This is a genomic window from Vibrio sp. 2CM40D, from assembly GCF_023161825.1.
In the GTDB taxonomy this organism is placed as follows: domain Bacteria; phylum Pseudomonadota; class Gammaproteobacteria; order Enterobacterales; family Vibrionaceae; genus Vibrio; species Vibrio alginolyticus.
Genome location: NZ_JALNTL010000008.1, coordinates 36,220 through 62,262 on the forward strand (window position 1 = coordinate 36,220; position 26,043 = coordinate 62,262).

Below are 26,043 nucleotides of genomic sequence, written 5' to 3' on the forward strand. Positions count from 1 at the left end.
ATAGATCAGATAAAAAATAAGCCACTCAATGTGAGTGGCTTATACCGCAATTCAATACCGTTTTAGACCCGACGTCGCCAGCCTAATGTTGCAAGCAACATCAAAGCCCAATAAGAAACACTGCCGCTACCTTCAGAGTTCTTGAATGTCGTTGTCTTCAAAGAAGCAACAACCGTCACGATAACTTCCCCCGTAGCAGTGGCACCATGACCATCTGAAACCGTATATTGCAGCTTGATGCCGTCAGTAGGGCTATCCGGTGCTTGAAAACGGATTTTACCATTCTCTACACTCGCACTTCCCACACCCGTTACGTTCTGTACGCTTTCTACAACCAGTTTATCGCCGTTCACATCCGAATCATTGCTCGCTGCATCAATCAGAATACTTTCACCAACGGCAACGGTCGCCGTATCTGGAAGCGTAAGTGGCGCTGCGTTTTTCATGGTTAAATCGACGGTAGCACTGGACGTTTCATTACTAGGATCAGTCACGGTTAAACGGAATGTCAGAACCTCACCCGCTTTTGCACCTTGAGGCACCGTAAAGCTTGTGCTAACACTGGTTGCATTGCCAAGAGAAACTGAAGTGCCAGCCAACTGCTCCCATTTATAACTCAACACATCACCATCAGCATCCGTACTATTTAACGCAGACAACGTGACTCGCTGCCCAACCGTCATGTCTTTATTATCAACATCAATCACGGCCACTGGCGCTTCGTTGCTGCCAAGCACTTCCACCTGCACATTCACGATTGAAGATGAGTACGCACCATCAACCGACAACAAACGATATTGGAAAGTGTCCAGACCAACGAAGTTAGCTTCAGGTTGGTACTGGTTGCCAGAGATGGTGCCGTGCTCAGGCTTCTGCACAATGTCCACATTGAACTGATACCCTACCGCCATGAAATCATTGTCCATCAGGTTCAGTTTGATTGGCGTATTTTTATTGGTTTGTAACGAATCAGATTTCGCTTCAACCAAGTTGCTCGCATCCACATTTAATAATGCTGCAAACGGAATATAAGAGAACCCGGCTTTTTCTAGACCAAACGTGCCAATCTCACTGTAATCACCAGTCCACATTACAGGTAGGGAGGCTTTTTCAGTTTTTAGCAAGCGGCCGAAGTCAAAGTTTGCATCAAATTGACCGCCTTCCAATTCAACGACCAATAAGTGCTGACCCGCACTCAATTGGCTTGATTGGGGGAATAAAATTCGAGATGACTTTTGGAAGTTACCTTGTTGTAAAAGCTCAGCGTTGTTTTGATTCAATATTAATCGATAGCCAATGTTTCCAGAAAATGGGAATCGCCAAACTCGATAAGTCATGTCACTTTGAGCGCTATCTCTTTGCGCGTAAAGTTGAAGGCCATCAAGCTCTGTATCACTATTCAAGTCCAGTGACACCGCCAGAGTGTTACTCCCACTCGCGTACACATAACCTTGATGAAGAGAGTTCAGCCATGCTGATTTATTTGGTTCGTTTGTATGCTCAAGAGAAAAGCTACCACCGTTGGTGTTGCTGGCAATGTTGGAAATACGAACCCCAGTATCAAACCCTGTGATCGTTCTCAGACCCGGGGTCGATGTATCTGAAATGACATTGCCACCATTAGGGTATAAATCGTCAGCGTCACTCCTACCATCATTTTCTAACTCATTCAGACCATCAGCCTGCATGATTTGAACCTGCATCGCGCCAACATCATTAAAGCGGTTCTGGACATTAACCGACGTCGCTAGAATACCTTCAGCCGCCAATGCTCGGTCGTAACCGCTAAAGGTGCGATTTTCCAAGTAAATACGTGGACCAAACTCTTTCAAGTACGGGTCGAGATACACCAGCTTGACATCGTCGTTGTTCACAGAAATAGGCGCTGGACTTTCATGAGTTACCGTTGGTACAACAAAACCAGCAGCGTGTTTGCTCCATGCACTCATGTTCACCGGAGTGTCGCCAGCGTATGAATCTCCCGGTTTCTGCGCCCATGAACCGCCACCCATCACGCCCCAAGAGCCGATCGAGGCATCACTGTTCCTTGCGTACAAATCCGGTAAGCCAAGCATTAAGTGGCCAAGCTCGTGTACGATCACGCCCAAGGTCGCTTGATGATCAACTTGATAGTCAGCGAACACACAATAGTCTGTGATCTTTTTACCATCTAGTGTGACATCATCGTGAGAGAATTTGTGCGGCCAAATAGTAGGACGGTTGAGAACCCCTGTTGAACGATCGCCCCCCGCAAAAATAAACATGACAGAGAGTTCTGACGGTTCTACGGTACCATTTTGATTGCTGTCGTAGGCCGAAAGATTAAAGTATGGATCCAGTTTTTGATAAGCCTCGGTGAAAACCGCATTCAACTTGGCGGTGCATGTCTTATCAGTCGAACTAGAGTGACAGTTAGGGTGGCTTTGTGCCACAGTCACATCTATCACACCGTCATTGGCGGTGCCGTAACTCTCAAGTGCAGGAACAACTTTGAATTTACCTTGAGAGTTTTTATCAAAGTAATCCACAACGCTTTGACCATTGGTATTAAATACGCGTTGCTCAAAATCATGCACCATTGCTTGGTCATCAAACGAAACTTGCACAACCAATAGGGGCTGCTGCTTCACCGTTGAACTGCTCATCGCCTGGTAACCTTGCGCCGAACGCAGTAGGTTTTTTCGTGCCATCGGTTCAATGGTTTTTAGAGAAGATAATTGCGGTTTAACTTGTAAATCCGAGCGAAACCTCGCCGACTCAGGTGGCTCACTCGACTGCGTTTTCACCACACCTGTCGAGATCAATATTGGCGTGTCTGACTCGCGCTGAATCTGCGCGAAAAACCAAACGCCGTCTTCCTGAAGTAAGGCATTGCCCTGCTTATCTTCAAACCAGTGGAAATCTGCCGTTCCACGTAGAATTGCCTCACTGGAGCTACCATCGCTCAACGCAATAGTATGCCAAACCGGTGATGGCGGAGTAGTTGCCATGCTCTTCCCTGCAAGAAGCGCAGTTAACATAGCCATGGCGAGTGTGTTGAATTTCAAAGTACGACTCCATCTTTTCGATTCGTTAATTAATACCAAGCACAACAAACACAAAGTAACCCTATGGGCATAGAGTAAAGCTGAGTGACTATTGACGAAGGCTGGTATCAATTCGCTCAGATAACACGACGTAGTTTGGTGTCACACTACAAAAGCGTCGGATTCCAAAACGCTGTTATGAGCGTAGCTTCTGAGAATATAAATTGAGTGAATGAATAGTATCGAAACGAAAGGAAGAAGAAATGAACTTCTACGAATTTGTAGGTAAAATTGGGCAACATTCCACATATTCTATAAATGTACGAGCACTGCTATTAATCAATGCTCGTAATGGTCGCGCAGCCATTGTTTAACGCTATATTAACCTGTAAGAACGGCGTCTTCTGGGTATTTGACCAAGGTAGGTTCAGGACGTGCCAACATGTAGGCAAGCGTGAGCGGCCCAATACGACCAATGATCATCACCACGATCATAATGTATTTACCTGGTTCAGAAAGTTCCGCAGTCAAACCGGCGGTGAGCCCCACTGTGGCAAATGCGGAAATGGTTTCAAACATAACTTTATCAAAGCTGGCCTTCTCGGTAAGCATCAATAAAAACATTGCGCTTGTCAGGATGGCTCCGCTCACAACGATAATTGCCAATGACTTAGTCACAGTTTGCCAATTTATGGTTCGCTTAAACATAACCACATGTTTCTTTTGGCGTAAAAAGGTCCACGTAGCCATAAACGCAACAGCAAATGTGGAAACTTTAATACCGCCCCCCGTTGAGGTGGAACCCGCTCCAATTAACATCAGAACAATCATGACCAGTAAGGCCGGCTGGGTAAACAACGCCAAGTCAACACTATTAAACCCTGCCGTTCGCGCACTCGCAGATTGAAAGAATGCCGCCAACCATTGCCCTGTTGCAGGTAAAGACGCCATTGTGTTTGGGTTGCTTCGCTCAAGTAACCAAAACATCATCGTTCCGACTAAGAGCAATATCGGTGTCGCAATCAGCATGATTTTGGTGTGAAGATGCAAAAAGTGGAAACCTTTGCGCCAGTTTAGCCAGATGTCACCCACAACAGTAAAACCAAGCCCGCCAAAAATGAATAGCCCCGCCAGTGTAAAGATAACCAACGGATCATTCACAAAGCTCATCATACTGTCAGAAAACAGCGCGAACCCAGCGTTGTTAAATGCAGAAATTGCATGAAACAAGGCGTAAAACATACCAGTCTGCCAGCCCATTTCAGGGACCCAGCGGATAGAGAGAAAAATAAACCCGACCGTTTCTGCAACAAGCGCGAAAACAACAATCCGCTTTACTAGTCGGTTTAGATTGACTTGCCGATCTTGCCCTAATGCTTCTTTCGCCAGCGCTTGTTGACGCAAACTCAAACGCACGCCGAACATATAGAGTAAGACCGCCGACAAAGTCATCTGCCCCAACCCACCGATTTGCATTAAAAACATCAGCAAGATTTTACCCGCAAGCGTAAAGTGTTGCCCAGTATCGACAACACCAAGCCCTGTCACACTAATAGCGGACGTTGCGGTAAACAAAGCATCCGTTATCGACAGGCCCGTAACAGAAAATACTGGCAAGGTTAGCAATACCGCAGAAGGCAGTAAAACACCGAGAAAACTGAGCAATATAATTCGCGGTTCATTGCCTTTCGCTTTCTCTTGTTTACCATCTGGTGCGTAAAAAACACCTTTCTGATGAAAATACGTCATAGCGATTTTAATTTATTTGCGAGCGCATCTTGAGGGCCGACCACAATAATTAGGTCACCAATTTCTAGTGCGGTATTAAGGTCAGGTGCCTTGGTAATTTCTGGGCCCCGTTTAAACCCTAGCACTTGCACGCCATCGACTTTGCACAGAGCCAAATCACTTAGTGTCTTACCCATCCAACGAGAGCCAATCACAAACTCCGTCATAGCTAAGCCACTGCCTAATGGGTGGAACTCAAGAACCCGTTTATCGAGCATTTTACGCGCGACACGTATCCCCATGTCACGCTCAGGCATGATAATGTGGTCTGCGCCAATTTTTTGCAGAACACGAGCTTGGAAGCGGTCGTTGGCTTTAACCCATACTGACTTTACTCCCGCCTCTTTAGCAATCAATGTCGCAAGAATACTGGCATTGACATCCGCTCCGATGGCAATCATCACCATGTCGTAATCATCAAGTTTGAGCTCAGCAACCGTCTCTTCGTGAGTACAGTTAGCCACAACCGCCTGACTAACAAAACTGGCGGCTTCTTTAACTCTGTCTTCGTTGATGTCAACGGCTAAAACTTGAGCGCCTGAATCTTGTAACTCTTTACACACTGCCAAACCAAATCGGCCAAGACCAATAACGGCGAATTGCTTATCACCTGTTTTCATTTGTGCCCCATCTTATGCATTCATTAGCAAGCAAAAAAGTTTGCGCCCATTCCTTACCTTGTGCAAACCTGCGGACAGATAATTGACAAAAGCTTAACGCACCTTGATTCACTTTACGTGTTAAGCGTATGATACTGATTAACTTTTTTCCTCATTACCGAATAGAAACCGTCGCGATGGCTACATAATTGGATGCCTTAAAACGCAAAAAGCCGCAAGAATGCGGCTTTTAGATCATGGGATAAACTGGCTATTTTGATTCGCGCTTATCGTGCGGTTTACGTTTATTCTTAGGCACGTAATTTAAAATTGAAATTGGTACTGGCTTTCTTGGCGCAAAACCTTCAATTTCCACTCGCTCTAGCAAGTGCCCTAAACGACTTTCAATCATGCAGAGGTTCTTAAAGTCGTCTTTTGAAACCAGTGATATCGCCTCACCTTTCGCGCCGGCACGACCTGTACGACCAATACGATGTACATACTCATCCGCTGGGTAAGGTAAATCGTAGTTGATGACAACTGGCAGATTATCAATATCAATACCGCGCGCAGCAACGCCGGTTGCGACTAAGTACTGGATTTCACCCGCTTTAAACTTTTCTATTAATTCCTGGCGAACACGCTGATTACGGCCACTGTGGAATGCTTCTGCCACAATGCCACGTTTCTCAAGTTGGCTTACCAGTTTGGCTGCGCCGTGTTTAGTTTCAATAAATACCAGTACTTGCGACCAGTCATTTTCTTTAAGCAAGTGACTTAACAGCGACGACTTCATGTCTTTATCGACGGTCGTGATCCACTGTTTAATATTTGATTTTGAGGCACTGTGCTTTGCAATCGTGATCTCTTCAGGAGCAATAATCGCATTTTTCGCCAAGTCACGAACAGGGTTAGATAACGTCGCTGAGAACAGCAAACTTTGCACATGTTCTGGCATACAGTCGACGATTTTGTCGATCGCATCGATGAATCCCATATCCAACATTTTGTCGGCTTCATCAAGCACTAGCATTTCCACTTCATCAAAGTGAATCGCGCGTTGACCGTACAGATCAATCAAGCGCCCAGGCGTGCTTACCACAATATCGACACCCTCGATCAAGGCTTGTTTTTGTGGTGCATAATCCACACCACCAAACATCGCCATTGAGCGTAATGGTAAGTTTTTACCATAAGCTTCAATACTTTGATGAACCTGAAGCGCAAGTTCGCGTGTTGGCGTTAGGATAATCGCACGAGCGCGTTTTTTACGTTGCGTTTCGCCTCGACTAAGCTTTTCTAAGATTGGCAGAACAAAACTGGCCGTTTTACCTGTGCCCGTTTGCGCTGCTGCAATTAAATTGCGGCCACGCAATACGATTGGAATGGCTTTTTGTTGGATAGAAGTGGGTTTTTCATAACCTAGCGCTTTTACTGCATCAGCAATCGATGCGCTTAAACCAAGCTTAGAAAATGGCATAGAAAGGTCTCAACAGAGGAAATGGGCGCGTAGTGTATCAGAATCCCCGTGAAGTAACAGAAGGATTCATGCGCGAAAAACTAGGAACATGACACAATCTTAGCCCATGAAATTGGGCTGCAAACCTTTTTCTAATTTTTTCCTCACTTTGTAGGAAACATCATTAAGCGTGATTTTCCCCGTTTTGTGGCGGTCGATACCTGCATTCTGTCGATAGGCAATTGAGCCTTGTCTGAACAAAACGAAAGACGGCGGTTTACCAATCGCAGCAGGGTAGAGAATGGCCATGTAAGCATCTTCTAAGCTATTAATTTTATTTCGATAGGGCCAATAGTACGCTTTCACATAGTCAAGTTGTTCAAGCGCGCTCATTCTCGCAAGAGTCTTTGTGTTCACTCCTAATGACTCTGCGGTAGAGGGCATAAATTGAATTAACCCTGTAGCCCCGCTTCCGGAACCATTTTTGATGCTTGGACTGAAAGTTTCAGCAGTTTCAAATGCCATGCACGCCATAAGATGATTAGGATTGATCTTTAGCTCTTTACTAATACGGATGACTTTAGATTTGAACTCTGGAGAAACTTTACCTCCCCACGCTACCGCGTTCTCGGGATCTGCAATCGAAGAGACCGTTGATGCGTCATGTTCTTCGACAATTTTAGAAAGTAGAGGAAGCGTTTGGCGTAGTCGTTGGCTCGAACTCACCAAGCGAATTGATTTGGTAAGAAACTTGTCTTTTTTTTGGTGTAGTTTTTGGAACTTTACTAACTTATACAGTTGCTTATAAACCGTTTTCACAACGAAGCCGGATGTAGGGAACACTCCCAGAATGTAATCCATTTCCTACAAATTTAATATAAATATCAGCAACAGGAATTCTAGATGTGATCAATGTCACCATAAAAATTCTCAAATTCGATACACACCGATGTAAGTGGTCAATGTGTCTCCAACACGCTAGAAGTAAAAGTAAAGAGGCATTAAAAAGGTCTTACTAATTTTTTGGTAAGACCTAGGTTTACTGATTCTCGGATAAGCGAATGTATATTCTTACAGTTCAGCTTCCCGAACCAGTTCTGCAAGCGTCGACAAACGCTGCTCACTTTGTTTTACGTAAGGATTATTCGTATCCCAAGCATATCCAGCCAAAATCGCACTAATCATCTGTTTAATACGTGGGTTCGGGTTTTGATAGAAAATCACATCTTGCAACGTGCCGTTGTACCAGCCTTCCACATAAGTGCGGAATGTGTTCACTCCCACCATTAAGCGTTGCGAGTACTCTTCTTGCCAATCAACCTTTTCACCATTCAGCTGACGAACCACGCAGTCCGCTGCAAACTCTGCCGATTTCATGGCGATAGTGACACCCGATGAAAATACAGGATCAAGAAACTCACCAGCATTACCAAGCAACGCGTAGTGCTCTGTCGCTAAACGTTTGACGTTAGCAGAATAGCCACCCAACTCGCCTGCTGGATTCGGGTAATTCGCATTTCGCAATAAAGCAGCCAAACCCGGCTCTTCATTGGCTAACTGCTGCAACGCTGCAATCTTATCTTCTGGGTATTGTTCGAAAAATTCTGGCTCACCCACCACACCAAACGAACAAGTACCATTAGAGAATGGGATTAGCCAGTACCATACGTCGTGATTTTCAGGATGAACTGAAATTAAAATTTTGTTGCGATCGTATTCCGGCTCTTGGGGAGAGATATGATCTTCGATATGGGTAAAGATCGCTTTTCTAGGCGGAAGACAAGAAGGTTCTTCTAGCTCCAACAAGCGTGGCAAAACACGCCCAAAGCCACTTGCATCCAACACAAAATCTGCTTCGATTTGATAAGCCTTCTTATTTGAGTCGAGCACTTCTAATCGAGACTTTTTCCCTTCAAACACTAGATTGAGCAGTTCATGCTGATAGCGAATCTCTACGCCTTGCTCTTCAGCGCTATCTGCCAATACTTTATCAAAGCTGGCACGTTGAACCTGAAACGTCGTGCCCGGTCCTGGCGTGTATTTGTTTGTAAAGTCGAACTGGGTGTATACGCCATTACGACGAAATGCAGCACCATCTTTATACTGGAAGCCAAACTGCTTTACTGCATTGGTCATTCCTGCTTGTTCAACAACTTCCATACATGCAGGGAGTAGGCTTTCTCCTATGGAAAAACGTGGAAAAGTCGCTTTTTCTAAGACAACAACATCTATGCCACGCGATTTTAATAACGCAGAAACGGTTGAACCTGATGGCCCCGCTCCTACGACAACAACTTGCTTGAGCTCTGTTTTCATTCTGAATTTAGTTTGCTTGTAGTTTTAATAAGGTATGACCAAGGCCAATATTGTCGGTTCTTTCAACGACAGATAAACCTGCCGCTTCGACAATTTCTAAGAAATCATCACTGCGATAAAAGCGACTATTACCGTTAGCTAAACAGGTAAAATAAAGAGAAGTGGCATTAAGACTATAGGAAGCTCCCGCGTATTTTTGAGCATCCCAAAACAGCTCCAATACGTAAATAGTATCTCCCTTCGTTAACTGGGCTTTAACTTTTTTAAGGATATTGAGGATCTCAATTGGGGAAAAGCAATCCAAGAACTGGCTCATCCACCATACGTCAGCGTGTCCAGGCAATGTTTGTGCTTTATCCAGCATGTTTGCAGGGTATGGACGTACACGCTCGACGAACTGGTTTTCTGAAACATTCTTCATCGCTACTTCTAATTGCTGTGGTAAATCAACAATCGTCACTTGAACGTCAGGGTCATGTTTACAACACTGAATCGCCCATTTTCCCGTATTTCCGCCAATATCCACAAGATGCTTTGGCTTGCTTGCAAATACTTCTTTAAGCAGAAGTGGGAACGAGCGATCCGAATAGAAATGATCGAACTTAAACCAGCTCTGTTTGGCTTGTTCTGGTAACGTCGATAGACCTTGATAAATGGTCTCCCAATTGCCCAACTCTTTCAAACCAGACGGTTTACCTTCTTGAATTGCTTCCGTCAAATGCATCATCGCGGCGTAACAAACATCTGCCGTAAAATCCATGTTTGCATTCGTCATACCATCATGAAGAAGGTAAAAACCAAGGTTTGCAAGCGAATAGTTAGGTCGTTCCCATAAAACAATATGCGCACTAATCGCCATATCCAACAGTACTTTAACACCATATTCTGATACTCCCGTTTTCTCGGCAATATCTGTGGCACTCATGCCTTGAGCGCCAGCGCTGTCTAAAGCGGCTAAAATACCTAAATCTCGAAGCGTTTTGGCGGTCTGGAACACGATTGGTGCAAAAGATAACTTCTGAGCTTCTGTCTTCGCTTCAAAAGCATTAAAAGGGTCATTATTTTGATTTAACACGGAAAAACCTAACTGCAATTAATAGTTTTATTGTTGAGAGTGATTGCCCAACAATGCAATAGCTCGCTGAATATCAACATTCAAGTTGTTTACCCAACGATTGTAATTGCGGTGGATTTTGCCATCACTTGCTTTGAGATTTACTGAGTTGAGATAAATAATTGAGTAATATTTATTATTGTATGGGATTTTTACTTCTGCAGAGTGGTTACGAACGTGGATTTTTGCAATAAGAACACCAGGGCTTACTTCTTCGATCGTCCAGCCTCGGTTAGTTGCTGATTGCACTATGGCCATTTTTACTTGTTTATTTTGAAGATCATAAGCAACTGGAGTATCCTCCACATTCATTACAGGTTGTACTCGTCCACAACCAACAAGAAGCAAAGTTAATAATAACGAGACATACAGCTTAAAACGCGACATGATAATTTCCTTTTTATTGTGAATTTGGGTCAACCCCAATTTGTATCGAGCTGTAAAATAAACAATTTAACCCAATATGCCAAACTCGAAGATCAACATTTCGTTCAATATTGATGCGTGGACAGCGAATTCATTCGGTTTATCCGAATCCAATGAATGGAAACAATGGGCAACAGAGATAAAATGGCCAGAAGATGGCAAAATCAATGTTGCAAATATTCCTGCGATGATGCGCAGAAGAATGAGCCCACTCAGTAAACTGGCGGTACAAACTGCAATCGAAATGCTTAATCAACATCAAGTTGATTACCTTGTATTTTCAAGCCGTCATGGTGAACTGCATCGCAGCGTCGCACTAGTTGAAGATATAATTAATGGAGAAGAGGCGTCTCCGATGGCTTTTTCTCAATCGGTGCACAATACCGCCGCAGGGCTTGCCACTATCGCAACTAAACAACCCATTCCCCTAACTTCTATCGCTGCGGCAGAAAACACATTCCAAAGCGCAATATTAGAAGCATGGCTGTTTTTGTCCGACAATCCTGACAAAAAAGTACTGCTTGTTGATTTTGATGAGCCTATGCCTGACTCTTATTTAGAATATGAAAACCAACAATACCAAGGGTTTGGACTTGGCTTAATACTTTCTCATGGAGACAAGTTCGCGATACAAAGCTCCATAAACGCAGAACGTTCCGGTCATCCTCTTCCTCAAGGTTTAGTATTTTTGCAACAATACTTGTTAGATAAAAGCCAGTGGACTATTTTCGCTCCGCAACAAGCTTGGGAATGGCACAAAAAATGACTCGCTTAAATCAGTATTGGCGTGTGCTAGCAACAGGATTTTGTTTTTCAGTATTTGGGTTAGGTGGTTTAGTACTGAGTTTCATTGTTATTCCGACCATTCGTATTTTTGTTTCAGACCAAACGGAACGCGAATATAAAGTTCAGGGTGCGATTCGATATTCATTCAACACATTTTGTAAATTGATGAAGCTAAGTGGCGCAATCGATTATCAAATTATTGGTGCCGATATTCTTCAACAAGATCGTAATTGTTTAATTGTTGCCAACCACCCTAGTTTAATCGATTACGTTCTCATTGCTTCACAATTAAATCGCTGCGACTGTTTAGTAAAATCGGCAATATGGTCGAATCCTTTTATGAAGCACATCGTAAAAGCAGCCGGATATATTCCCAATGAAGCACCGGATGATTTATTAGCACTTTGTGATGAACGATTTAACAAAGGCAACGTGTTGCTTATATTTCCTGAAGGAACAAGAACAACACCAGGTGTAGAGCCGAAATTACAACGCGGTGCAGCACAAATTGCGGTAAGAACAGAACGAGATTTAAGAGTTGTCCATATTACGGTAACGCCAAGTTTCCTCACAAAAGAGAAAAAATGGTATCAAGTACCGGCAACAAAGCCCTTTTTCAGGGTTGAAGTTAAGGATAAAGTTGAGATTACCCCCTTTATAAAGCAAACTACGTCGCCGACAATAGCGGCGCGACGCTTACAACAGCACCTAGCTGAAAACATTTTTCCAGAAAACTTTTATTAATAAGCAGGTCCCAGTGGAACAGTTACACAACGACATTAAGCAACTTATTATTGATGCTTTAAACCTTGAAGATTTAACCGTAGATGATATTGAAACGGATGCACCACTTTTTGGTGATGGACTTGGCTTAGATTCTATCGACGCGCTTGAGCTTGGACTCGCAATAAAAAAACAATACAACATCGTTATTGATGCCGACGACTCAAATACGCGCGAACACTTTGCGTCTGTAGCAAATCTAGCGAAATACGTTTCTTCTCAAACTAATGAATAAGTTGTAGGTATATTCATGACTGATGTAAATAAAGATCAAGTATTTGAACAAGTTAAAGATGCGCTTGTTGAGCTGTTCGAAATTGACGCAGCCGACATTCAATCAGATGCGCACTTATACCAAGATCTCGATCTTGATAGCATTGACGCCGTTGATTTGGTCGTACACCTACAGAATGTCACTGGCAAAAAAATCAAGCCAGCAGAGTTTAGTGCAGTAAGAACCGTTGACGATGTGGTTAACGCTGTCACTGAGTTATTGAAGGAAAGTTAATGCGCCAATTGCTGACTGGTCTGTCTGCAATTGTACTGTTTGCCTACCCCTTCGCCGTCTATTTCGGTATAGATAAATTTGGCTTGAACTTAGTTGGGGGCTTGTTAATTGCTGCGTTACTTTTGCGTGTTTTCGTCGCAAATAAGACCCCACTAAAAGAGTTTAAATTCTTGGCGCTCGCTACGGGCGCTGTTGGCATTGTTCTAATTACACTTGGCATGGTGTTTAAACAACACGGGTGGCTTCAGTTTTACCCTGTCGTTGTCAATTTATGTATGCTGTGTGTATTTGGACTGAGCTTAAAACAGCCGCAATCGATCATAGAGAGGCTTGCTCGCTTGCAAGAACCCGACCTTCCGGCTAGTGGCGTGGCTTACACTCGCAAAGTGACGGTGGTTTGGTGCGCCTTTTTTACGCTCAACGCTGCCGTTGCACTCTATACCTGTTTCCTACCAGTAAAAATATGGACGCTTTATAACGGCCTCATCAGCTACTTACTTGCTGGTGGCTTGTTCGCTGGAGAATGGATCGTGCGTCAATTTGTTCGAAAGGAACACTAATCGTATGAATACAACGTATTCGAGCTTTACCTCCCTTGCGACCTTGTTCATCGCAGAGAGGTCTGAGCAATCCCCAGTCTCTTACGATCGCGACACGGTTATCACGTGGGGTGATTTCCAGCAGCACGTCGCAACACTTGCTCAGCAGTTAGAAACCCAACCAACGCAAAACATTGCGTTGTGTTTTGGCAACAGCTACCTGTTTGCCGTTGGCTTTTTTGCTTGTTGTTATACAGGAAAATCCATTGTATTACCTGGTAATTACCAACTAGAAGCACTCAAAGAGCTCAGTGAGCACTACGATTTGTTGCTGCATGATGCTGATGTCTCGGTTCCAGAATTGGTGAGCTCGCTTTTGATCGAAGCTCAATCATTGCTAGAAACCACCGTGATTAACGAGCCAGAGGCCAAACAACCTTATTTTTGGCGTGAATTAAACCTGGCGGAAATACCGGTAACGCTATTCACTTCGGGTTCAAGCGGCACACCAAAAGCCATTGCAAAAACGCTGAAACAGCTCGATATCGAAGTTTCTATTCTAGGTAACCTATGGGGCGACACAGTTGCCAACACACGCGTTGAAAGCACCGTTTCTCATCAACACATTTACGGCTTGCTGTTCCGCGTATTGTGGCCTTTGTGCTCTGCACGTCCATTTTCAGCACACAACCTTGAGTTCCCAGAGCAAATTGTCCATCACGCCGATGCTGACACCACGCTAGTAAGCAGCCCTGCGTTACTAAAACGACTCAGTGAAGAGCATAATCCGGTTGTGATTCGGTGCGTATTTTCTTCTGGTGGTCCCTTGCCAAACCAAGCCGCGCAGCACAGCCAGTTGTTGTTTGGGTCACTTCCTATTGAGGTTTTTGGCAGCACAGAAACCGGCGGCATTGCTTACCGTCAGCAGCACGAAGCCAGTACTCCCTGGACGTTATTCCCTGGTGTTGAAGCCGAGCTTAACCATGAAAATTGTTTAAAGCTCCGCTCGCCACACATTGATGAAAACACTTGGTACCAAACTGCGGATGAATGCTATTTCCATGATAGTATTTCTTTTGAATTGCGTGGACGCACTGACCGAATCGTCAAAGTCGAAGAAAAGCGTATTTCCCTTGTCGAAGTGGAAAAACGTTTAGAGCAATTGCCGTGGATTCAAGAAAGCGTGGTGATCCCAATGGAAGAATCTGGTCGCCTCACGTTAGTCTCGATCATCGTACTTAACGATCAAGGCAGCGATGTGCTTAATGAACTTGGTAAAGGCAAATTTTGGCTTGAGCTTCGCAAGGCACTGCGCAATTGGCTAGAACCGATCGCTATCCCGAGAAAATTCCGAGTGGTCGACGAAATTCCATTGAACAGCCAAGGCAAACGCCAAGTTGCTGAAATTGAAAAACTATTCCAATAAAGCTAGTAACATGGATAAAAGAAAACCAACTTTTCAGAATATTGAAGTGAGTGACCATACCGCGGAGCTGTCGCTGCGAGTGGATGCTGACATCTTAGATTTCCAAGGTCATTTCAATCACTTCCCTCTTTTACCCGGCGTCACTCAAATTGATTGGGCGCTGTTCTACGCCGTTCAATATTTGAATACTCCCAAGGTATTTAAAGGAATGGAAGTCATCAAATTTCAAGAGCCGATTCTGCCAAACGCCGACGTTTGCCTCTCACTCTCTTGGGACAATGAGCGTGAGAAATTGACCTTTAAGTACACATCGAAAAACGGTGAAACCTTGGTGACTCACTCGTCAGGAAAAATGAAACTGGGTGAGTCACGTGAGTGATTATCGCCCCTGCTTTTTAATTCCTTGCTACAACCACGGCAGCACAATTGCAGACGTGGTTGCGTCGTTATCCTCTTTCGCTTTGCCAGTGCTGGTCGTGGACGACGGCAGCAATGAAGACACCAAACAAGCGCTTTCTGCTTTGAGTGAACAAGGGCTGATAAAACTGATTAGTTTGAGCGAAAACCAAGGCAAAGGTGGCGCGGTGATGGCAGGCCTACATCAAGCTCACCAACTTGGTTTTACGCACACCATTCAAATCGACGCAGATGGTCAGCACGACCTAGAAGCATTGCCGAAATTGCTCAGCGCCAGCGAAACAAAACCAGATAACCTGATTTCGGGCCAACCGATATACGACGAGAGCGTACCTAAAGCCCGTCTGTATGGTCGCTACGCTACGCACATTTGGGTGTGGATAGAAACCTTGTCACTGTCTATCAAAGACAGCATGTGTGGTTTTCGCGCCTACCCAGTGGCGAAAACGGTCGCCGTGTTGAACAAGTACAACATCGGCAAACGCATGGATTTTGATATCGAAATTCTGGTGCGAATGTACTGGGAAGGCGTCGATATTGATTTTGTTCCAACGCGCGTGATCTACCCTGAAGGTGGCATTTCCCACTTCGACGCATTGTGGGATAACGTCAAGATAAGCTGGATGCACACTCGCCTATTTTTTGGCATGTTGCCGCGCATTCCTTCGCTACTCGCCAGAAAGCACAGTCACACAGACGACAGCAATGCCCACTGGTCGAAACGAAAAGAACAAGGCACGATTTTAGGCATCAAAACCTTGCTCGCGGTTTACCGCTTGTTCGGTAGAAAAGCGTTCGACCTGATTTTAAAGCTAGTCATGCGCTACTACCACTTCACGGGTAAATCTGCCCGTGAAGCGTCTGAGGTTTACCTGAACAACTTACAGCACTACGCAGCGCAGCAGAACATCGCACTGCCAAAGCAGTTGGACAGCTATCATCATCTGCTTTCCTTTGGGCGTACCATGCTCGACAAACTGGCAGCATGGCAAGGTGACTTTAACGTCGACAACCTAACCATTCACGGCCAGCATCATTTCGAAGAGATGGCGCAGAAAAAACAAGGCGTGCTCATTTTAGGCTCGCATCTTGGCAATATCGAACTCTGCCGCGCGCTTGGTCGTCGACACTCTCATGTCAAAATCAACGCCTTGGTATTTACCCAACACGCTGAACAATTTAATGCGGTAATGAAGGCGGTAAACCCAAACTCGGAACTGAATTTGATTCAAGTCAGCTCAATGGGACCAGACACCGCGATTCTGCTTCAACAAAAAATCGAGCAAGGCGAATGGGTGGTGATCGTTGGCGATCGCACTTCTACCAGCAAAGAAAATCGTGTCGTTTGGGCAGATTTTCTTGGTAAACCAGCGCCATTTCCGCAAGGCCCATTCATGCTGGCCTCGGTATTAAAAGCGCCGGTTTATCTACTCTTCGGCCTACGCGACGATGAAGCAAACACTCCGCATTTTAATGTGTACTTTGAACACTTTAGTGACCAAATCACGCTACCGCGCAAGGAGCGTCAGCAGGCACTAGAACACGTTGTTCAACAGTACGCACACAGATTAGAACACCACACACTGCAAGCGCCGTTACAGTGGTACAACTTTTTTAACTTCTGGACTTTAAGTAATCAGCCACATGACAAACAACAATAATCACAACATCACTTTTGGTGCCCAATCTTTAACCATCGAAGATGTCGTTGCCATTGCTCAAGGTGCAAAGGCAAACATGAACACCTCGCCAGAATTTACCGCGAAAATTGATCGTGGCGTGGCGTTTCTGGAACGGTTACTGAAAGAAGAAGGCGTTATTTACGGCGTGACCACGGGTTACGGCGATTCATGTACTGTGGCGATTCCACCCGCTCTTGTGGATGAACTTCCGTTGCACCTTACACGCTTCCATGGTTGTGGCTTAGGTCAAATCCTTTCTCATGAGCAAGCTCGCGCGGTGTTGGCAACACGTTTATGTTCATTGTCGCAAGGCGTATCTGGCGTGTCTCACGATCTGTTAAACCAAATCGTTACGCTTATCAATCACGACATTGCGCCGCGTATTCCACAAGAAGGCTCGGTGGGCGCAAGCGGCGATTTAACGCCTCTTTCTTACCTAGCGGCGACCTTGATTGGCGAGCGTGAAGTGCTTTACAAAAGCGATGTGCGACCAACACAAGAAGTGTTCGCAGAGCTGGGCATTGAGCCAATTTGCCTAAAACCAAAAGAAGGTTTGGCGTTAATGAACGGTACATCCGTGATGACGGCCCTCGCCTGTCTTGCCTACAAACGTGCAGAATACCTAGCGCAGCTTTGCACCAAGATTACCGCAATGGTCTCTGTAGGTATGCAAGGTAACGATTTCCACTTTGATGAAGCGTTGTTTGCGGTAAAACCTCACCCTGGTCAACAGCAAGTTGCAGCTTGGCTGCGTGATGATCTCAATGCTGAGCGTCCGCCACGCAATAGCGACCGACTGCAAGATCGTTACTCGCTGCGTTGTGCGCCACACGTAATTGGCATGGTGCAAGACTCACTGCCTTGGCTACGTCAATTGATTGAGAATGAACTAAATAGTGCCAACGACAATCCAATTATCGATGGCGACAACGAGCGCGTTCTCCACGGCGGTCACTTCTACGGTGGTCATATCGCAATGGCGATGGATACGTTGAAAGTGAACATTGCCAACTTAGCTGATTTGCTGGATCGTCAGATGGCGCAATTGATGGATTACAAGTTCAATAACGGCCTGCCGTTTAACTTAACCGGTGCAGAAGGCGAGCGTAAACCGATCAACCACGGCTTTAAAGCGGTTCAGATTGGTATCTCAGCTTGGACGGCAGAAGCGTTGAAAAACACCATGCCAGCAAGCGTTTTTTCTCGCTCAACCGAATGTCACAACCAAGACAAAGTGAGCATGGGCACCATCGCAGCTCGTGATTGCTTACGCGTACTTGAGTTAACAGAGCAAGTTGCTGCGGCTTCACTCCTAGCAAGCGTTCAAGCGGTTGAGATTCGTCGCCGTCATAACGAATTGGACGAACACCACATGAGTCAGAGTTTGCGAGTAATTCGTGACGCCGTACTGAGCGAGTTTGAATTTGTGATTGAAGATCGCCCATTGGAACAAGATTTGCGTCATTTCATTGAACGCATTCAGCAACGTCATTGGCCACTCTACGCGGAGGTATAATGCAAGAGCAGGTTCTCTACCCATTAGAAGCGGAGGTGACAATGGTCACCTCATTCCAAGATGCTGACCCGATGGGCGTGATTTATCACGGCAACTTCTTTCGGTATTTTGAAGAAGCGCGTCGTGTGCTGATGGAGAAGATTCAATACAGCTATCGCGATATGCAAGACTCTGGGTACATGTGGCCGATCATCGATACGCGCGTTAAATACGTGAAGGCGATTCCGTTTAATCACACCATTCGTATTACCGCGCAACTCACTGAGTGGGAAAACCGCTTGCGTGTGGATTACGTGATTTACGACGCCGAAACGAATCAACGTATGTGCAAAGCGCATACAACGCAAGTCGCCGTATCCATTGAAAAGCAAGAGATGTGCTTTGTTTCTCCAGCAGTCTTTTTAGATAAAGTAGAGCAATGGCACAACCATGGGAGCCTGAACTAATGCAAAAGTGGTTACTCTCTTTTTTGTTGATATTTTCTGTTCCAGCACTGGCCACACCGACAGCAAACGTAACGGATTTGGCATCGCTTCAACAGCAGTTGTCTCAGCATGAAATCGTACGCGGAGATTTTACGCAGCAGCGTCATCTGGAAATGTTTAGTCAACCTTTAACCTCTAAAGGTCAGTTCACACTGAGCAAAACACATGGCTTGTTGTGGCAACAAACTGAACCTTTCGCAGTCAATTTGGTATTGACGGAAAACAAACTTCGTCAGACTTTTGCCGACCAAGCTCCGAAAACGATTTCTGCTGAAGAAAACCCAATGGCGTTCTACTTTAGCCATGTGTTTTTATCCGTGTTCCACGGGGATACTTCTGCACTGCAAGAACAATTCACACTCGATTTTTCAGTTGAGAACAATCAATGGCAGCTCGTTTTAGTGCCAAAACAGTCGCCATTAAATGCGGTGTTTCAATCCATCACTCTTTCCGGTAAAACGCACATTGATCGCCTAACCCTACAAGAGCTGCGTGGCGATAAGACCGAAATCACGTTTACGAACCAGACCTCTCTACCTCAGGAACTCACGGATGCCGAAGACGCTCAATTCCGTTTCTAAACTCAGTCTTGGCACTCATACCTTTGCTCTGGTTTGGCTCAATCTCGTTGTTTTAGCGGGCGCGTTGCTACTCAAACAATGGGTTTGGAGCGCAGAATCTCCGATTGAGACCAACATTTTAAAACTGTTGCCGAAGAACCAACAAAACCCAGTGGCTGAGCAAGCCTTTGAGTCGGTCTCGGCAAGTATGAGCGACAAAGTCATTTTCGTGATCACAGCGCCGGACAAAAATGCCCTTTTTGCAGCGGCCACTGAATTTGATAAGGGGTTACGACAAAGTAATCATTTTCGCGATGTGGTGGGAAAAATCTCACCTCAAGAGCAGCAAGCTTGGGCGAGTTACTACTTTAAGCACCGTTTCCAATTGCTGACGCCTGAACAACGAGAGCGTTTAAGCAAAAATCCAGAACAGCAAGTGCAGCATGTGATTCAGTCTCTGTACAACCCGTTTTCTGGAGTGACTGGGCAAGAGTTACAAAATGATCCTTTCTTGCTATTTCGTGATTATTTAAGCCAAGTTACCCAGCAATCGTCCTCTTTCCGATTGGATAACGGCTATCTGTCCGTCGAAAAAGACGGTGCTCAATACTTGCTTATTACTGCTGAGCTAAAAGACTCGCCTTATAGCCTAACTGGGCAGCTTGCCGTCCCTGACATTCAAGCGCTAGAGCAAAGCGTCGCGCAGAAATATGGCGCTAAAGTGGCACATACTGGCGTTCTATTTTACGCCGACTTTGGTACGCAAAGTGCCAAATCGGAGATCAGTACCATCGGTGTGTTCTCTCTGCTCGGTATCATTGCATTGCTCGTGTTGGTCTTTCGTAGTGTGATGCCACTGTCTCTGGCACTGCTTTCCATCACCATTGGTTTGCTCGTTGCTTTGTCCGTTACGACGTGGATTTTTGGAAAAGTCCATCTGTTCAGTTTAGTGTTTGGCGCAAGTTTAATCGGCGTGTCTATCGACTACGCATTCCACTACCTAACCGAACGTCTTGCGGCGGGAAATGAATGGGATAGCGAGCAAGGATTAAAGCATATTTTCATAGCTATCACACTTGGCTTAATCACCAGTTTGATCGGCTATTTGGGCATGTTAGTGGCACCGTTTCCAGGTTTGCAGCAGCTTGCGCTGTTTTCATCCCTTGGTCTGATTGCTGCTTACATCACCGTGGTGGCTTGGTATCCGATACTGGCTCGTAACCCATCGCGATCCATTTCGAACTTACCAGGACAATCACTGTTGGCGAAATGGTTAACGCTTTGGAATCAACCTCGAATTAAAGTCGGATTACCGATGTTATGTGTGGTTGCGAGTGGCTTTTTCTTGCTGCAATTGAACTACGATGACGACATTCGTCTGCTGCAAACGATGCCGAAAGATCTCAAGCAGCAAGAAACCTTGATTACGACGCTCAGTGGCATGCAATCTTCGCAGCAAATGTTGGTCGTTACCGCCGACGATGACGAAAGCCTAATGAAAAAGCTGGAGTCTTTGACACCAACTTTAGAAGCGTGGAAAGCGGAAAGCACCATCGAAAGCTACCAGAGCCTGAGCCGCTACTTGAGCTCAGTGGAACGTCAGCAACAAGACTATCAATTGATTCGCGATCTTTACGCGACACAATCCAGCCCACTTACTTCCGGGTTGGGCTTAAGTAAAAAGCCCAAAATGGACGCCGACTTTATCCCTGTTACGGTTGAACAGTACTTGCAAAACCCGGTATCAGCGCCTGTACGTTTTCTTCATTTGGGTAAAATTAAAGAAAAATCGGCAACGGTTGTGGTGTTAAACCAATTGCAAGACTCCGCTGTTGTTAAGGCATTTGCCAAATCACAGTCTGATGTTGTTTACCTAAACAAAGCTGAAGAAATATCCGCCCTATTTGGTGAATACCGAATCAAAATCATGGAGCTATTGGCAGCCGCCAGTGCTGTGATCTTTCTGGTATTAATCAAGCGGTACGGTCTGCAACACAGTTGGCGAGTTTTACTGCCATCATTGATTGCTTGCGCCTGCGGTCTTGCAACTGCTGTCGCGATGGGAACAACATTAAACCTGTTCAACTTGCTTGGCTTGGTGCTCATTCTTGGTATCGGGATCGATTACACTCTGTTCTTTGCCGAGAAAGCCCGCAGTGTGAGCACACTATTAGCGATCACCCTTTCGGCAATGACCACTGTGTTGTCATTTGGGTTGCTGTCACTCAGCCAAACTCACGCGATTCACAGTTTCGGCATTACGGTGTTAAGTGGTATTTTTGTCGCTTGGCTGCTCTCTCCGATTGCAATTAAAACAGAGGAAACGACGTCATGATTTTCAATCACGCCTTTCGCTGCGCGACGTTATTCGCACTGAGCCTGTTTTTAAGTGCATGCAGCTTGGTCCCTCACCAATCGACGCCTCAGGTCGACATTGCCGAGCACACCCAAGTTAGCTTACCCACTCCCGCAAGCTTGGGCTATCAGTTGTCTGCCAGTCAGTTAATTACGGCTTCTTGGGCAATAGATGGTAAAACCACATCTGAGCAACTTCCGGTACAACTGCAAGTGACCAACAACGAAGTGGTGCTGGCAGGCTTCTCATCCTGGGGGACAAGAGTACTCTCACTGTCTTACGATGGAGAACAAATTCAAACCGAAGTGCTCAATGGTTTACAAGGTTCGCTACCGCAGCCAGAACAGGTATTATTTAACCTGATGATCACGCTCTGGCCGAGTTCCGCTTGGGAAGGATCGTTAAATGAGGTAAGGTGGCGAATTATTGATAAAAATAATTCTCGCGCCATCTTTGATAGCGACGGTGAAAAGATCATTGAGATTCAATACAGCTCTTCTAACAAGTTAGAGGGTAAGATTGATTTTCATCACCTCAAACATCAGTTTTCAATTTCTATTCAAACACTGCAACATCAGATTAACTAAGAACAATTTAGAATAACAATATGCCTATTCGCTCTTCTCAACCTTTGTATATTCAGGCCTGTGGCTTTCACTCTGCCATGGGACAAGATGACGCGCTCATCCACCAGTGTTTATCGGGAGCGAAGCCATCCAACATGGTGGTTGACCAAGATATTTTAAATTCAGGCCGCCAAACAGTAATCGGTCGAATTGCACAGACGTTACCGCAATTACCGACCGCACTCAGCCAGTTTGATACGAGAAACAACCGCCTCGCACTTTCGGCTTTGCTGCAAATCGAAGGCGACGTGCGTGACGCCATGGCTAAATATGGTCGTGACCGTATCGCAGTCGTGATCGGCACCAGCACATCTGGCATTTCAGATGGCGAAATCGCATTTGGTGAAAAGCTGGCAAAGGGTAATTTTCCTGCCGACTACCATTACACCAAACAAGAGCTTGGCAACTGCAGCGATTTTATTGCCGCCTACTTTGATTTGAGCGGCCCACATTACTCAGTTTCAACCGCCTGTTCTTCTAGTGGCCGTGTCTTTTTAACCGCACAACGCCTGATTCGCTCTGGCATTGTTGATGCGGTTATTGTGGGTGGTGTGGATACCATTTGTCGCCTCACACTAAACGGCTTTAACGGTTTAGAAGCTCTATCCGATACCCTTTGTAAGCCGTTTGACCAACATCGCAACGGCATCAATATCGGTGAAGCCGCAGCATTAATGTTGCTAAGCAAAACACCTGCGCCCGTTGCTCTTCTCGGAGCTGGCGACAGCTCAGACGCACACCATATTTCCGCACCACATCCAGAAGGGTTAGGCGCAGAAGAAGCGATGAGAAAAGCGTTGGCCAATGCAGGACTTACAGTGCAAGACATTGGTTACATCAACGCGCATGGCACAGCAACGCCGTTAAACGATGCGATGGAAAGCAAAGCCATTCATCGCTGCTTTGGAGACTCCGTTCCCGTAAGCTCGACAAAGCCACTTACCGGACACACATTAGGCGCAGCAAGTGCAACGGAAGCCGCGATCGCTTGGCATATTCTCAAGTACAACCTTGATTTGCCAATACAACACTGCGAAACCAAAGCAGACGATATCCATATATCGTTAGTTGAGACGCCAACCAAACTGGGTAACAAAGCGATTCTCAGCAACTCTTTTGCTTTTGGTGGCAATAATATTAGTCTTATTTTTGGTTACGCTCATGACTAAACTTCCTCCCATCGAACAACTTTTGCCACACGACAAACCAATGATCTTGGTTGATCGTGCTTTGGATGTTCAACAAGATACGATTCACTGCCAGGTTGATATCGCAGAACACAACCCGTTCTTCGACTCGACCTCTCAAACCGTGCCAGCTTACGTTGGCATTGAGTTTATGGCGCAATCTGTCGCGGCGTGGTCTGGTTACCACGCATTAATGAAAGAACAAGCGCCACCGATTGGCTTTTTGCTTGGTAGCCGTCGATACACGTCTGAATGCGATACGTTTTCTCGCGGACAGGTGCTCGATGTGTATGCTGAAAAAGTTATGGAAGATAACGGTATGGCGGTTTTTTCAGCCCGTATTGAGCTACAAGGAACTGTTGTAGCGACTTGCCAATTGAACGTTTACGTTCCATCAGAAGAAAAATTACAAGAAATGAAAATCAGGAGTCAACAATGACCCGACAAGTCCTCGTTACAGGTGCCAGCAAAGGCATCGGTAAAGCCATTGCCGTTCAATTAGCCAAAGATGGTTTCCAAGTCATTGTCCATTACATGGGCGATCAACAAGGCGCGCAAGACACCCTAAACACCATCGAACAGCATGGTGGTAGCGGTCGTCTTATCCAATTCGACATCAGTGACCGTGCAGATTGTCGTGAGAAGCTAGAAGCCGATATCGCCGAACACGGCGCTTACTATGGCGTCGTAAACAACGCTGGCATCACAAAAGATACCGCTTTCCCTGCGATGACCGAAGAAGAATGGGATGGTGTGATTCATACCAACTTAGATAGCTTCTACAACGTTCTTCACCCTTGTGTTATGCCAATGGTGCAAAAGCGCAAAGGCGGCCGAATTGTTACGCTTGCATCAGTCTCTGGCCTAATGGGGAATCGTGGTCAAACTAACTACAGCGCAGCGAAAGCGGGCGTAATTGGTGCAACAAAATCACTCGCGCTTGAACTGGCAAAACGCAAAATCACCGTCAACTGCGTTGCTCCAGGGCTTATCGACACAGGCATGGTAGACGAACACGTGAAAGAACACGCGATGCCGCAAATTCCTCTGCGCCGCATGGGAGAGCCAGAAGAAGTTGCTGGTTTAGTCAGTTACCTTATGTCTGACATCGCAGGCTATGTAACTCGCCAAGTCATTTCGGTAAACGGAGGCCTAGTATGAGCCGTCGAGTTGTTGTAACCGGAATGTCGGGCGTGACTGCGTTTGGTAACGATTGGCAATCTGTCGAACCAAAACTGCGTGACTGCCAGAACGCGACGCAATACATGCCTTCTTACGAACAGTATGAAGGTTTGAATACCAAGCTCGCGGCACCCATTTTAGATTTTGAACTGCCAAAGCACTACAAGCGCAAACAAGTACGCGGCATGGGGCGTGTTTCCAAATTAGCGACCGTCGCAACAGAAAACGCACTGAGCCAAGCAGGTTTGATTGGTAACGGCGTACTCACCAATGGTCAAACGGGTATCGCATACGGCTCATCAACAGGCAGTACTGACGCAATCGGCGCATTTGGTGTCATGCTGAATGAGAAAACCACTAAAGCGATCACCGCAACGACTTACGTGCAGATGATGCCGCATACTACGGCAGTGAACGTTGGTCTATTTTTCGGTTTGAAAGGCCGAGTGATCCCAACCAGCAGTGCATGTACTTCTGGCAGCCAAGCAATCGGCTATGCCTACGAAGCGATCAAACACGGCTACCAAACGGTGATGGTTGCTGGTGGCGCTGAAGAATTGTGCCCAACGGAATCTGCTGTCTTCGATACCCTTTTTGCCACCAGTCTGAAGAATGAAGACCCGAAAAGCACACCAAGACCTTATGACTCCGATCGCGATGGTTTGGTGATTGGTGAAGGTGCGGGAACGCTGGTTCTGGAAGAGTACGAACACGCCGTCGCTCGTGGCGCGAAAATCTATGCAGAAATCATCGGTTTTGCCAGCAACTGCGATGCCGCACACGTCACTCAACCACAGATGGAAACCATGCAAATCTGTATGGAAATGGCTTTGCAAAACGCGGGCATTCCTGCTGAGAAGATCGACTATGTATCTGCTCACGGCACTGCCACCGACCGCGGCGATATTGCGGAAAGCAACGCAACAGCGAATGCTCTGGGCAAAGTGCCAATCAGTTCACTCAAGAGCTACTTTGGCCACACACTAGGCGCCTGTGGCGCGATTGAAGCGTGGCTAGGTTTAGAAATGATGCACACAGGTTGGTTTAACCCAACGCTCAACCTAGAAAACCTCGACGAGCAATGTGGCGATTTAGACTACATCGCCGGACAAGGTCGAGAGCTGGACGTGAAATATTTGATGAGTAACAACTTCGCCTTTGGCGGCATCAACACCTCCATCATCTTTAAAAAGATGTAATGCCCTTAATAAATGCAAAAGCGCTGGTTAACCAGCGCTTTTTTGTTGGTGGCTATCAGGTTC

25 protein-coding genes are annotated in these 26,043 nt (G+C 45.8%); 17 read left to right on the forward strand and 8 right to left on the reverse strand.

Translation table 11 applies throughout. The features are described from left to right. Nucleotides 1–62 precede the first annotated feature (62 nt). From MTF70_RS17880 to MTF70_RS17915, 8 genes are all read right to left on the reverse strand, one after another. Entirely contained in the window at nt 63–3,047 is a 2,985-nt protein-coding gene (locus MTF70_RS17880; protein ID WP_248394186.1) for a M6 family metalloprotease domain-containing protein, read from the reverse strand. Between the two features lie 360 nt (nt 3,048–3,407). Further along, complete coding sequence (locus MTF70_RS17885; protein WP_025766961.1) at nt 3,408–4,775, reverse strand: TrkH family potassium uptake protein; 1,368 nt, start codon at nt 4,773–4,775, stop codon at nt 3,408–3,410. Continuing rightward, on the reverse strand, nt 4,772–5,434 hold the full coding sequence (locus MTF70_RS17890) for a TrkA family potassium uptake protein (protein ID WP_064353720.1): 663 nt from the start codon (nt 5,432–5,434) through the stop codon (nt 4,772–4,774). The genes MTF70_RS17885 and MTF70_RS17890 overlap by 4 nt, the downstream gene beginning before the upstream one ends. 250 nt (nt 5,435–5,684) lie before the next feature. Beyond that, on the reverse strand, nt 5,685–6,893 hold the full coding sequence (locus tag MTF70_RS17895) for a DEAD/DEAH box helicase (protein ID WP_205460869.1): 1,209 nt from the start codon (nt 6,891–6,893) through the stop codon (nt 5,685–5,687). A gap of 99 nt (nt 6,894–6,992) precedes the next feature. Next, nucleotides 6,993–7,733: a transglycosylase SLT domain-containing protein gene (locus tag MTF70_RS17900; RefSeq protein WP_205460868.1), complete on the reverse strand. Its 741-nt coding sequence runs from the start codon at nt 7,731–7,733 to the stop codon at nt 6,993–6,995. A 210-nt stretch (nt 7,734–7,943) separates the two neighbouring features. Next, the gene (locus tag MTF70_RS17905) at nt 7,944–9,188 is read right to left on the reverse strand and encodes an NAD(P)/FAD-dependent oxidoreductase (protein WP_205460867.1); all 1,245 of its coding nucleotides are present in this window, start codon (nt 9,186–9,188) and stop codon (nt 7,944–7,946) included. A gap of 7 nt (nt 9,189–9,195) precedes the next feature. Continuing rightward, nucleotides 9,196–10,263 (reverse strand): class I SAM-dependent methyltransferase, encoded by a 1,068-nt coding sequence (locus tag MTF70_RS17910; protein ID WP_005388297.1) that lies wholly within the window; start codon nt 10,261–10,263, stop codon nt 9,196–9,198. A 27-nt stretch (nt 10,264–10,290) separates the two neighbouring features. Further along, nucleotides 10,291–10,689 (reverse strand): hypothetical protein, encoded by a 399-nt coding sequence (locus MTF70_RS17915; RefSeq protein WP_205460866.1) that lies wholly within the window; start codon nt 10,687–10,689, stop codon nt 10,291–10,293. 76 nt (nt 10,690–10,765) lie between these two features. Here MTF70_RS17915 and MTF70_RS17920 point away from each other — a divergent pair, with 76 nt between their 5' ends. The 17 genes from MTF70_RS17920 to MTF70_RS18000 are packed head-to-tail and all read left to right on the forward strand — an operon-like array spanning nt 10,766 to nt 25,980. Further along, nucleotides 10,766–11,494 (forward strand): beta-ketoacyl synthase chain length factor, encoded by a 729-nt coding sequence (locus MTF70_RS17920; protein WP_017819930.1) that lies wholly within the window; start codon nt 10,766–10,768, stop codon nt 11,492–11,494. Next, complete coding sequence (locus MTF70_RS17925; protein ID WP_005388305.1) at nt 11,491–12,258, forward strand: lysophospholipid acyltransferase family protein; 768 nt, start codon at nt 11,491–11,493, stop codon at nt 12,256–12,258. Before MTF70_RS17920 ends, MTF70_RS17925 begins: the two co-directional genes overlap by 4 nt. A 13-nt stretch (nt 12,259–12,271) precedes the next feature. Further along, nucleotides 12,272–12,532 (forward strand): phosphopantetheine-binding protein, encoded by a 261-nt coding sequence (locus MTF70_RS17930; protein ID WP_005382278.1) that lies wholly within the window; start codon nt 12,272–12,274, stop codon nt 12,530–12,532. A gap of 15 nt (nt 12,533–12,547) precedes the next feature. After that, complete coding sequence (locus MTF70_RS17935) at nt 12,548–12,805, forward strand: acyl carrier protein (protein WP_005382279.1); 258 nt, start codon at nt 12,548–12,550, stop codon at nt 12,803–12,805. After that, nucleotides 12,805–13,365, forward strand: coding sequence for a hypothetical protein (locus MTF70_RS17940; protein ID WP_205460865.1), 561 nt, complete (start codon nt 12,805–12,807; stop codon nt 13,363–13,365). Before MTF70_RS17935 ends, MTF70_RS17940 begins: the two co-directional genes overlap by 1 nt. A 4-nt stretch (nt 13,366–13,369) precedes the next feature. Then, nucleotides 13,370–14,770 carry an AMP-binding protein gene (locus MTF70_RS17945; RefSeq protein WP_205460864.1) on the forward strand — a complete coding sequence of 467 codons (1,401 nt, stop codon included), beginning with the start codon at nt 13,370–13,372 and terminating at the stop codon, nt 14,768–14,770. A 10-nt stretch (nt 14,771–14,780) separates the two neighbouring features. Further along, a complete protein-coding gene (locus MTF70_RS17950; RefSeq protein ID WP_205460863.1) occupies nt 14,781–15,149 on the forward strand; it encodes a 3-hydroxyacyl-ACP dehydratase in 369 nt (122 codons plus the stop codon). Further along, complete coding sequence (locus MTF70_RS17955; protein WP_205460862.1) at nt 15,142–16,848, forward strand: glycosyltransferase family 2 protein; 1,707 nt, start codon at nt 15,142–15,144, stop codon at nt 16,846–16,848. Before MTF70_RS17950 ends, MTF70_RS17955 begins: the two co-directional genes overlap by 8 nt. Then, nucleotides 16,832–18,385 carry an aromatic amino acid ammonia-lyase gene (locus MTF70_RS17960; protein ID WP_205460861.1) on the forward strand — a complete coding sequence of 518 codons (1,554 nt, stop codon included), beginning with the start codon at nt 16,832–16,834 and terminating at the stop codon, nt 18,383–18,385. The genes MTF70_RS17955 and MTF70_RS17960 overlap by 17 nt, the downstream gene beginning before the upstream one ends. Further along, complete coding sequence (locus tag MTF70_RS17965) at nt 18,385–18,831, forward strand: acyl-CoA thioesterase (protein WP_005388315.1); 447 nt, start codon at nt 18,385–18,387, stop codon at nt 18,829–18,831. Before MTF70_RS17960 ends, MTF70_RS17965 begins: the two co-directional genes overlap by 1 nt. Then, a complete protein-coding gene (locus MTF70_RS17970) occupies nt 18,831–19,451 on the forward strand; it encodes an outer membrane lipoprotein carrier protein LolA (protein WP_017634795.1) in 621 nt (206 codons plus the stop codon). Before MTF70_RS17965 ends, MTF70_RS17970 begins: the two co-directional genes overlap by 1 nt. Next, nucleotides 19,423–21,765, forward strand: coding sequence for an MMPL family transporter (locus tag MTF70_RS17975; RefSeq protein WP_205460860.1), 2,343 nt, complete (start codon nt 19,423–19,425; stop codon nt 21,763–21,765). The genes MTF70_RS17970 and MTF70_RS17975 overlap by 29 nt, the downstream gene beginning before the upstream one ends. Continuing rightward, nucleotides 21,762–22,373 (forward strand): DUF3261 domain-containing protein, encoded by a 612-nt coding sequence (locus MTF70_RS17980; RefSeq protein ID WP_054575211.1) that lies wholly within the window; start codon nt 21,762–21,764, stop codon nt 22,371–22,373. The genes MTF70_RS17975 and MTF70_RS17980 overlap by 4 nt, the downstream gene beginning before the upstream one ends. Before the next feature lie 20 nt (nt 22,374–22,393). Then, a complete protein-coding gene (locus MTF70_RS17985; protein WP_005388320.1) occupies nt 22,394–23,581 on the forward strand; it encodes a beta-ketoacyl-[acyl-carrier-protein] synthase family protein in 1,188 nt (395 codons plus the stop codon). Then, the gene (locus tag MTF70_RS17990; protein WP_005388322.1) at nt 23,574–24,038 is read left to right on the forward strand and encodes a hotdog family protein; all 465 of its coding nucleotides are present in this window, start codon (nt 23,574–23,576) and stop codon (nt 24,036–24,038) included. The genes MTF70_RS17985 and MTF70_RS17990 overlap by 8 nt, the downstream gene beginning before the upstream one ends. Next, a complete protein-coding gene (gene fabG, locus MTF70_RS17995; RefSeq protein WP_005388326.1) occupies nt 24,035–24,760 on the forward strand; it encodes a 3-oxoacyl-ACP reductase FabG in 726 nt (241 codons plus the stop codon). The genes MTF70_RS17990 and fabG overlap by 4 nt, the downstream gene beginning before the upstream one ends. After that, nucleotides 24,757–25,980, forward strand: a complete 1,224-nt coding sequence (locus tag MTF70_RS18000) for a beta-ketoacyl-ACP synthase (RefSeq protein WP_205460859.1) — start codon at nt 24,757–24,759, stop codon at nt 25,978–25,980. The genes fabG and MTF70_RS18000 overlap by 4 nt, the downstream gene beginning before the upstream one ends. The last annotated feature ends 63 nt before the right edge of the window (nt 25,981–26,043 follow it).

What these genes read in the sequence shown, in the direction of transcription:
- MTF70_RS17980 (WP_054575211.1), top strand. Translation starts at nt 21,762, where the DNA reads ATGATTTTCAATCACGCCTTTCGCTGCGCGACGTTATTCGCACTGAGC.
- MTF70_RS18000 (WP_205460859.1), top strand. Translation starts at nt 24,757, where the DNA reads ATGAGCCGTCGAGTTGTTGTAACCGGAATGTCGGGCGTGACTGCGTTT.
- MTF70_RS17885 (WP_025766961.1), bottom strand. Translation starts at nt 4,775, where the DNA reads ATGACGTATTTTCATCAGAAAGGTGTTTTTTACGCACCAGATGGTAAA.
- MTF70_RS17920 (WP_017819930.1), top strand. Translation starts at nt 10,766, where the DNA reads ATGCCAAACTCGAAGATCAACATTTCGTTCAATATTGATGCGTGGACA.
- MTF70_RS17970 (WP_017634795.1), top strand. Translation starts at nt 18,831, where the DNA reads ATGCAAAAGTGGTTACTCTCTTTTTTGTTGATATTTTCTGTTCCAGCA.
- MTF70_RS17950 (WP_205460863.1), top strand. Translation starts at nt 14,781, where the DNA reads ATGGATAAAAGAAAACCAACTTTTCAGAATATTGAAGTGAGTGACCAT.
- MTF70_RS17935 (WP_005382279.1), top strand. Translation starts at nt 12,548, where the DNA reads ATGACTGATGTAAATAAAGATCAAGTATTTGAACAAGTTAAAGATGCG.
- MTF70_RS17890 (WP_064353720.1), bottom strand. Translation starts at nt 5,434, where the DNA reads ATGAAAACAGGTGATAAGCAATTCGCCGTTATTGGTCTTGGCCGATTT.
- MTF70_RS17895 (WP_205460869.1), bottom strand. Translation starts at nt 6,893, where the DNA reads ATGCCATTTTCTAAGCTTGGTTTAAGCGCATCGATTGCTGATGCAGTA.
- MTF70_RS17915 (WP_205460866.1), bottom strand. Translation starts at nt 10,689, where the DNA reads ATGTCGCGTTTTAAGCTGTATGTCTCGTTATTATTAACTTTGCTTCTT.
- MTF70_RS17900 (WP_205460868.1), bottom strand. Translation starts at nt 7,733, where the DNA reads ATGGATTACATTCTGGGAGTGTTCCCTACATCCGGCTTCGTTGTGAAA.
- MTF70_RS17985 (WP_005388320.1), top strand. Translation starts at nt 22,394, where the DNA reads ATGCCTATTCGCTCTTCTCAACCTTTGTATATTCAGGCCTGTGGCTTT.
- MTF70_RS17940 (WP_205460865.1), top strand. Translation starts at nt 12,805, where the DNA reads ATGCGCCAATTGCTGACTGGTCTGTCTGCAATTGTACTGTTTGCCTAC.
- MTF70_RS17990 (WP_005388322.1), top strand. Translation starts at nt 23,574, where the DNA reads ATGACTAAACTTCCTCCCATCGAACAACTTTTGCCACACGACAAACCA.
- MTF70_RS17925 (WP_005388305.1), top strand. Translation starts at nt 11,491, where the DNA reads ATGACTCGCTTAAATCAGTATTGGCGTGTGCTAGCAACAGGATTTTGT.
- MTF70_RS17965 (WP_005388315.1), top strand. Translation starts at nt 18,385, where the DNA reads ATGCAAGAGCAGGTTCTCTACCCATTAGAAGCGGAGGTGACAATGGTC.
- MTF70_RS17945 (WP_205460864.1), top strand. Translation starts at nt 13,370, where the DNA reads ATGAATACAACGTATTCGAGCTTTACCTCCCTTGCGACCTTGTTCATC.
- MTF70_RS17960 (WP_205460861.1), top strand. Translation starts at nt 16,832, where the DNA reads ATGACAAACAACAATAATCACAACATCACTTTTGGTGCCCAATCTTTA.
- MTF70_RS17905 (WP_205460867.1), bottom strand. Translation starts at nt 9,188, where the DNA reads ATGAAAACAGAGCTCAAGCAAGTTGTTGTCGTAGGAGCGGGGCCATCA.
- fabG (WP_005388326.1), top strand. Translation starts at nt 24,035, where the DNA reads ATGACCCGACAAGTCCTCGTTACAGGTGCCAGCAAAGGCATCGGTAAA.
- MTF70_RS17975 (WP_205460860.1), top strand. Translation starts at nt 19,423, where the DNA reads ATGCCGAAGACGCTCAATTCCGTTTCTAAACTCAGTCTTGGCACTCAT.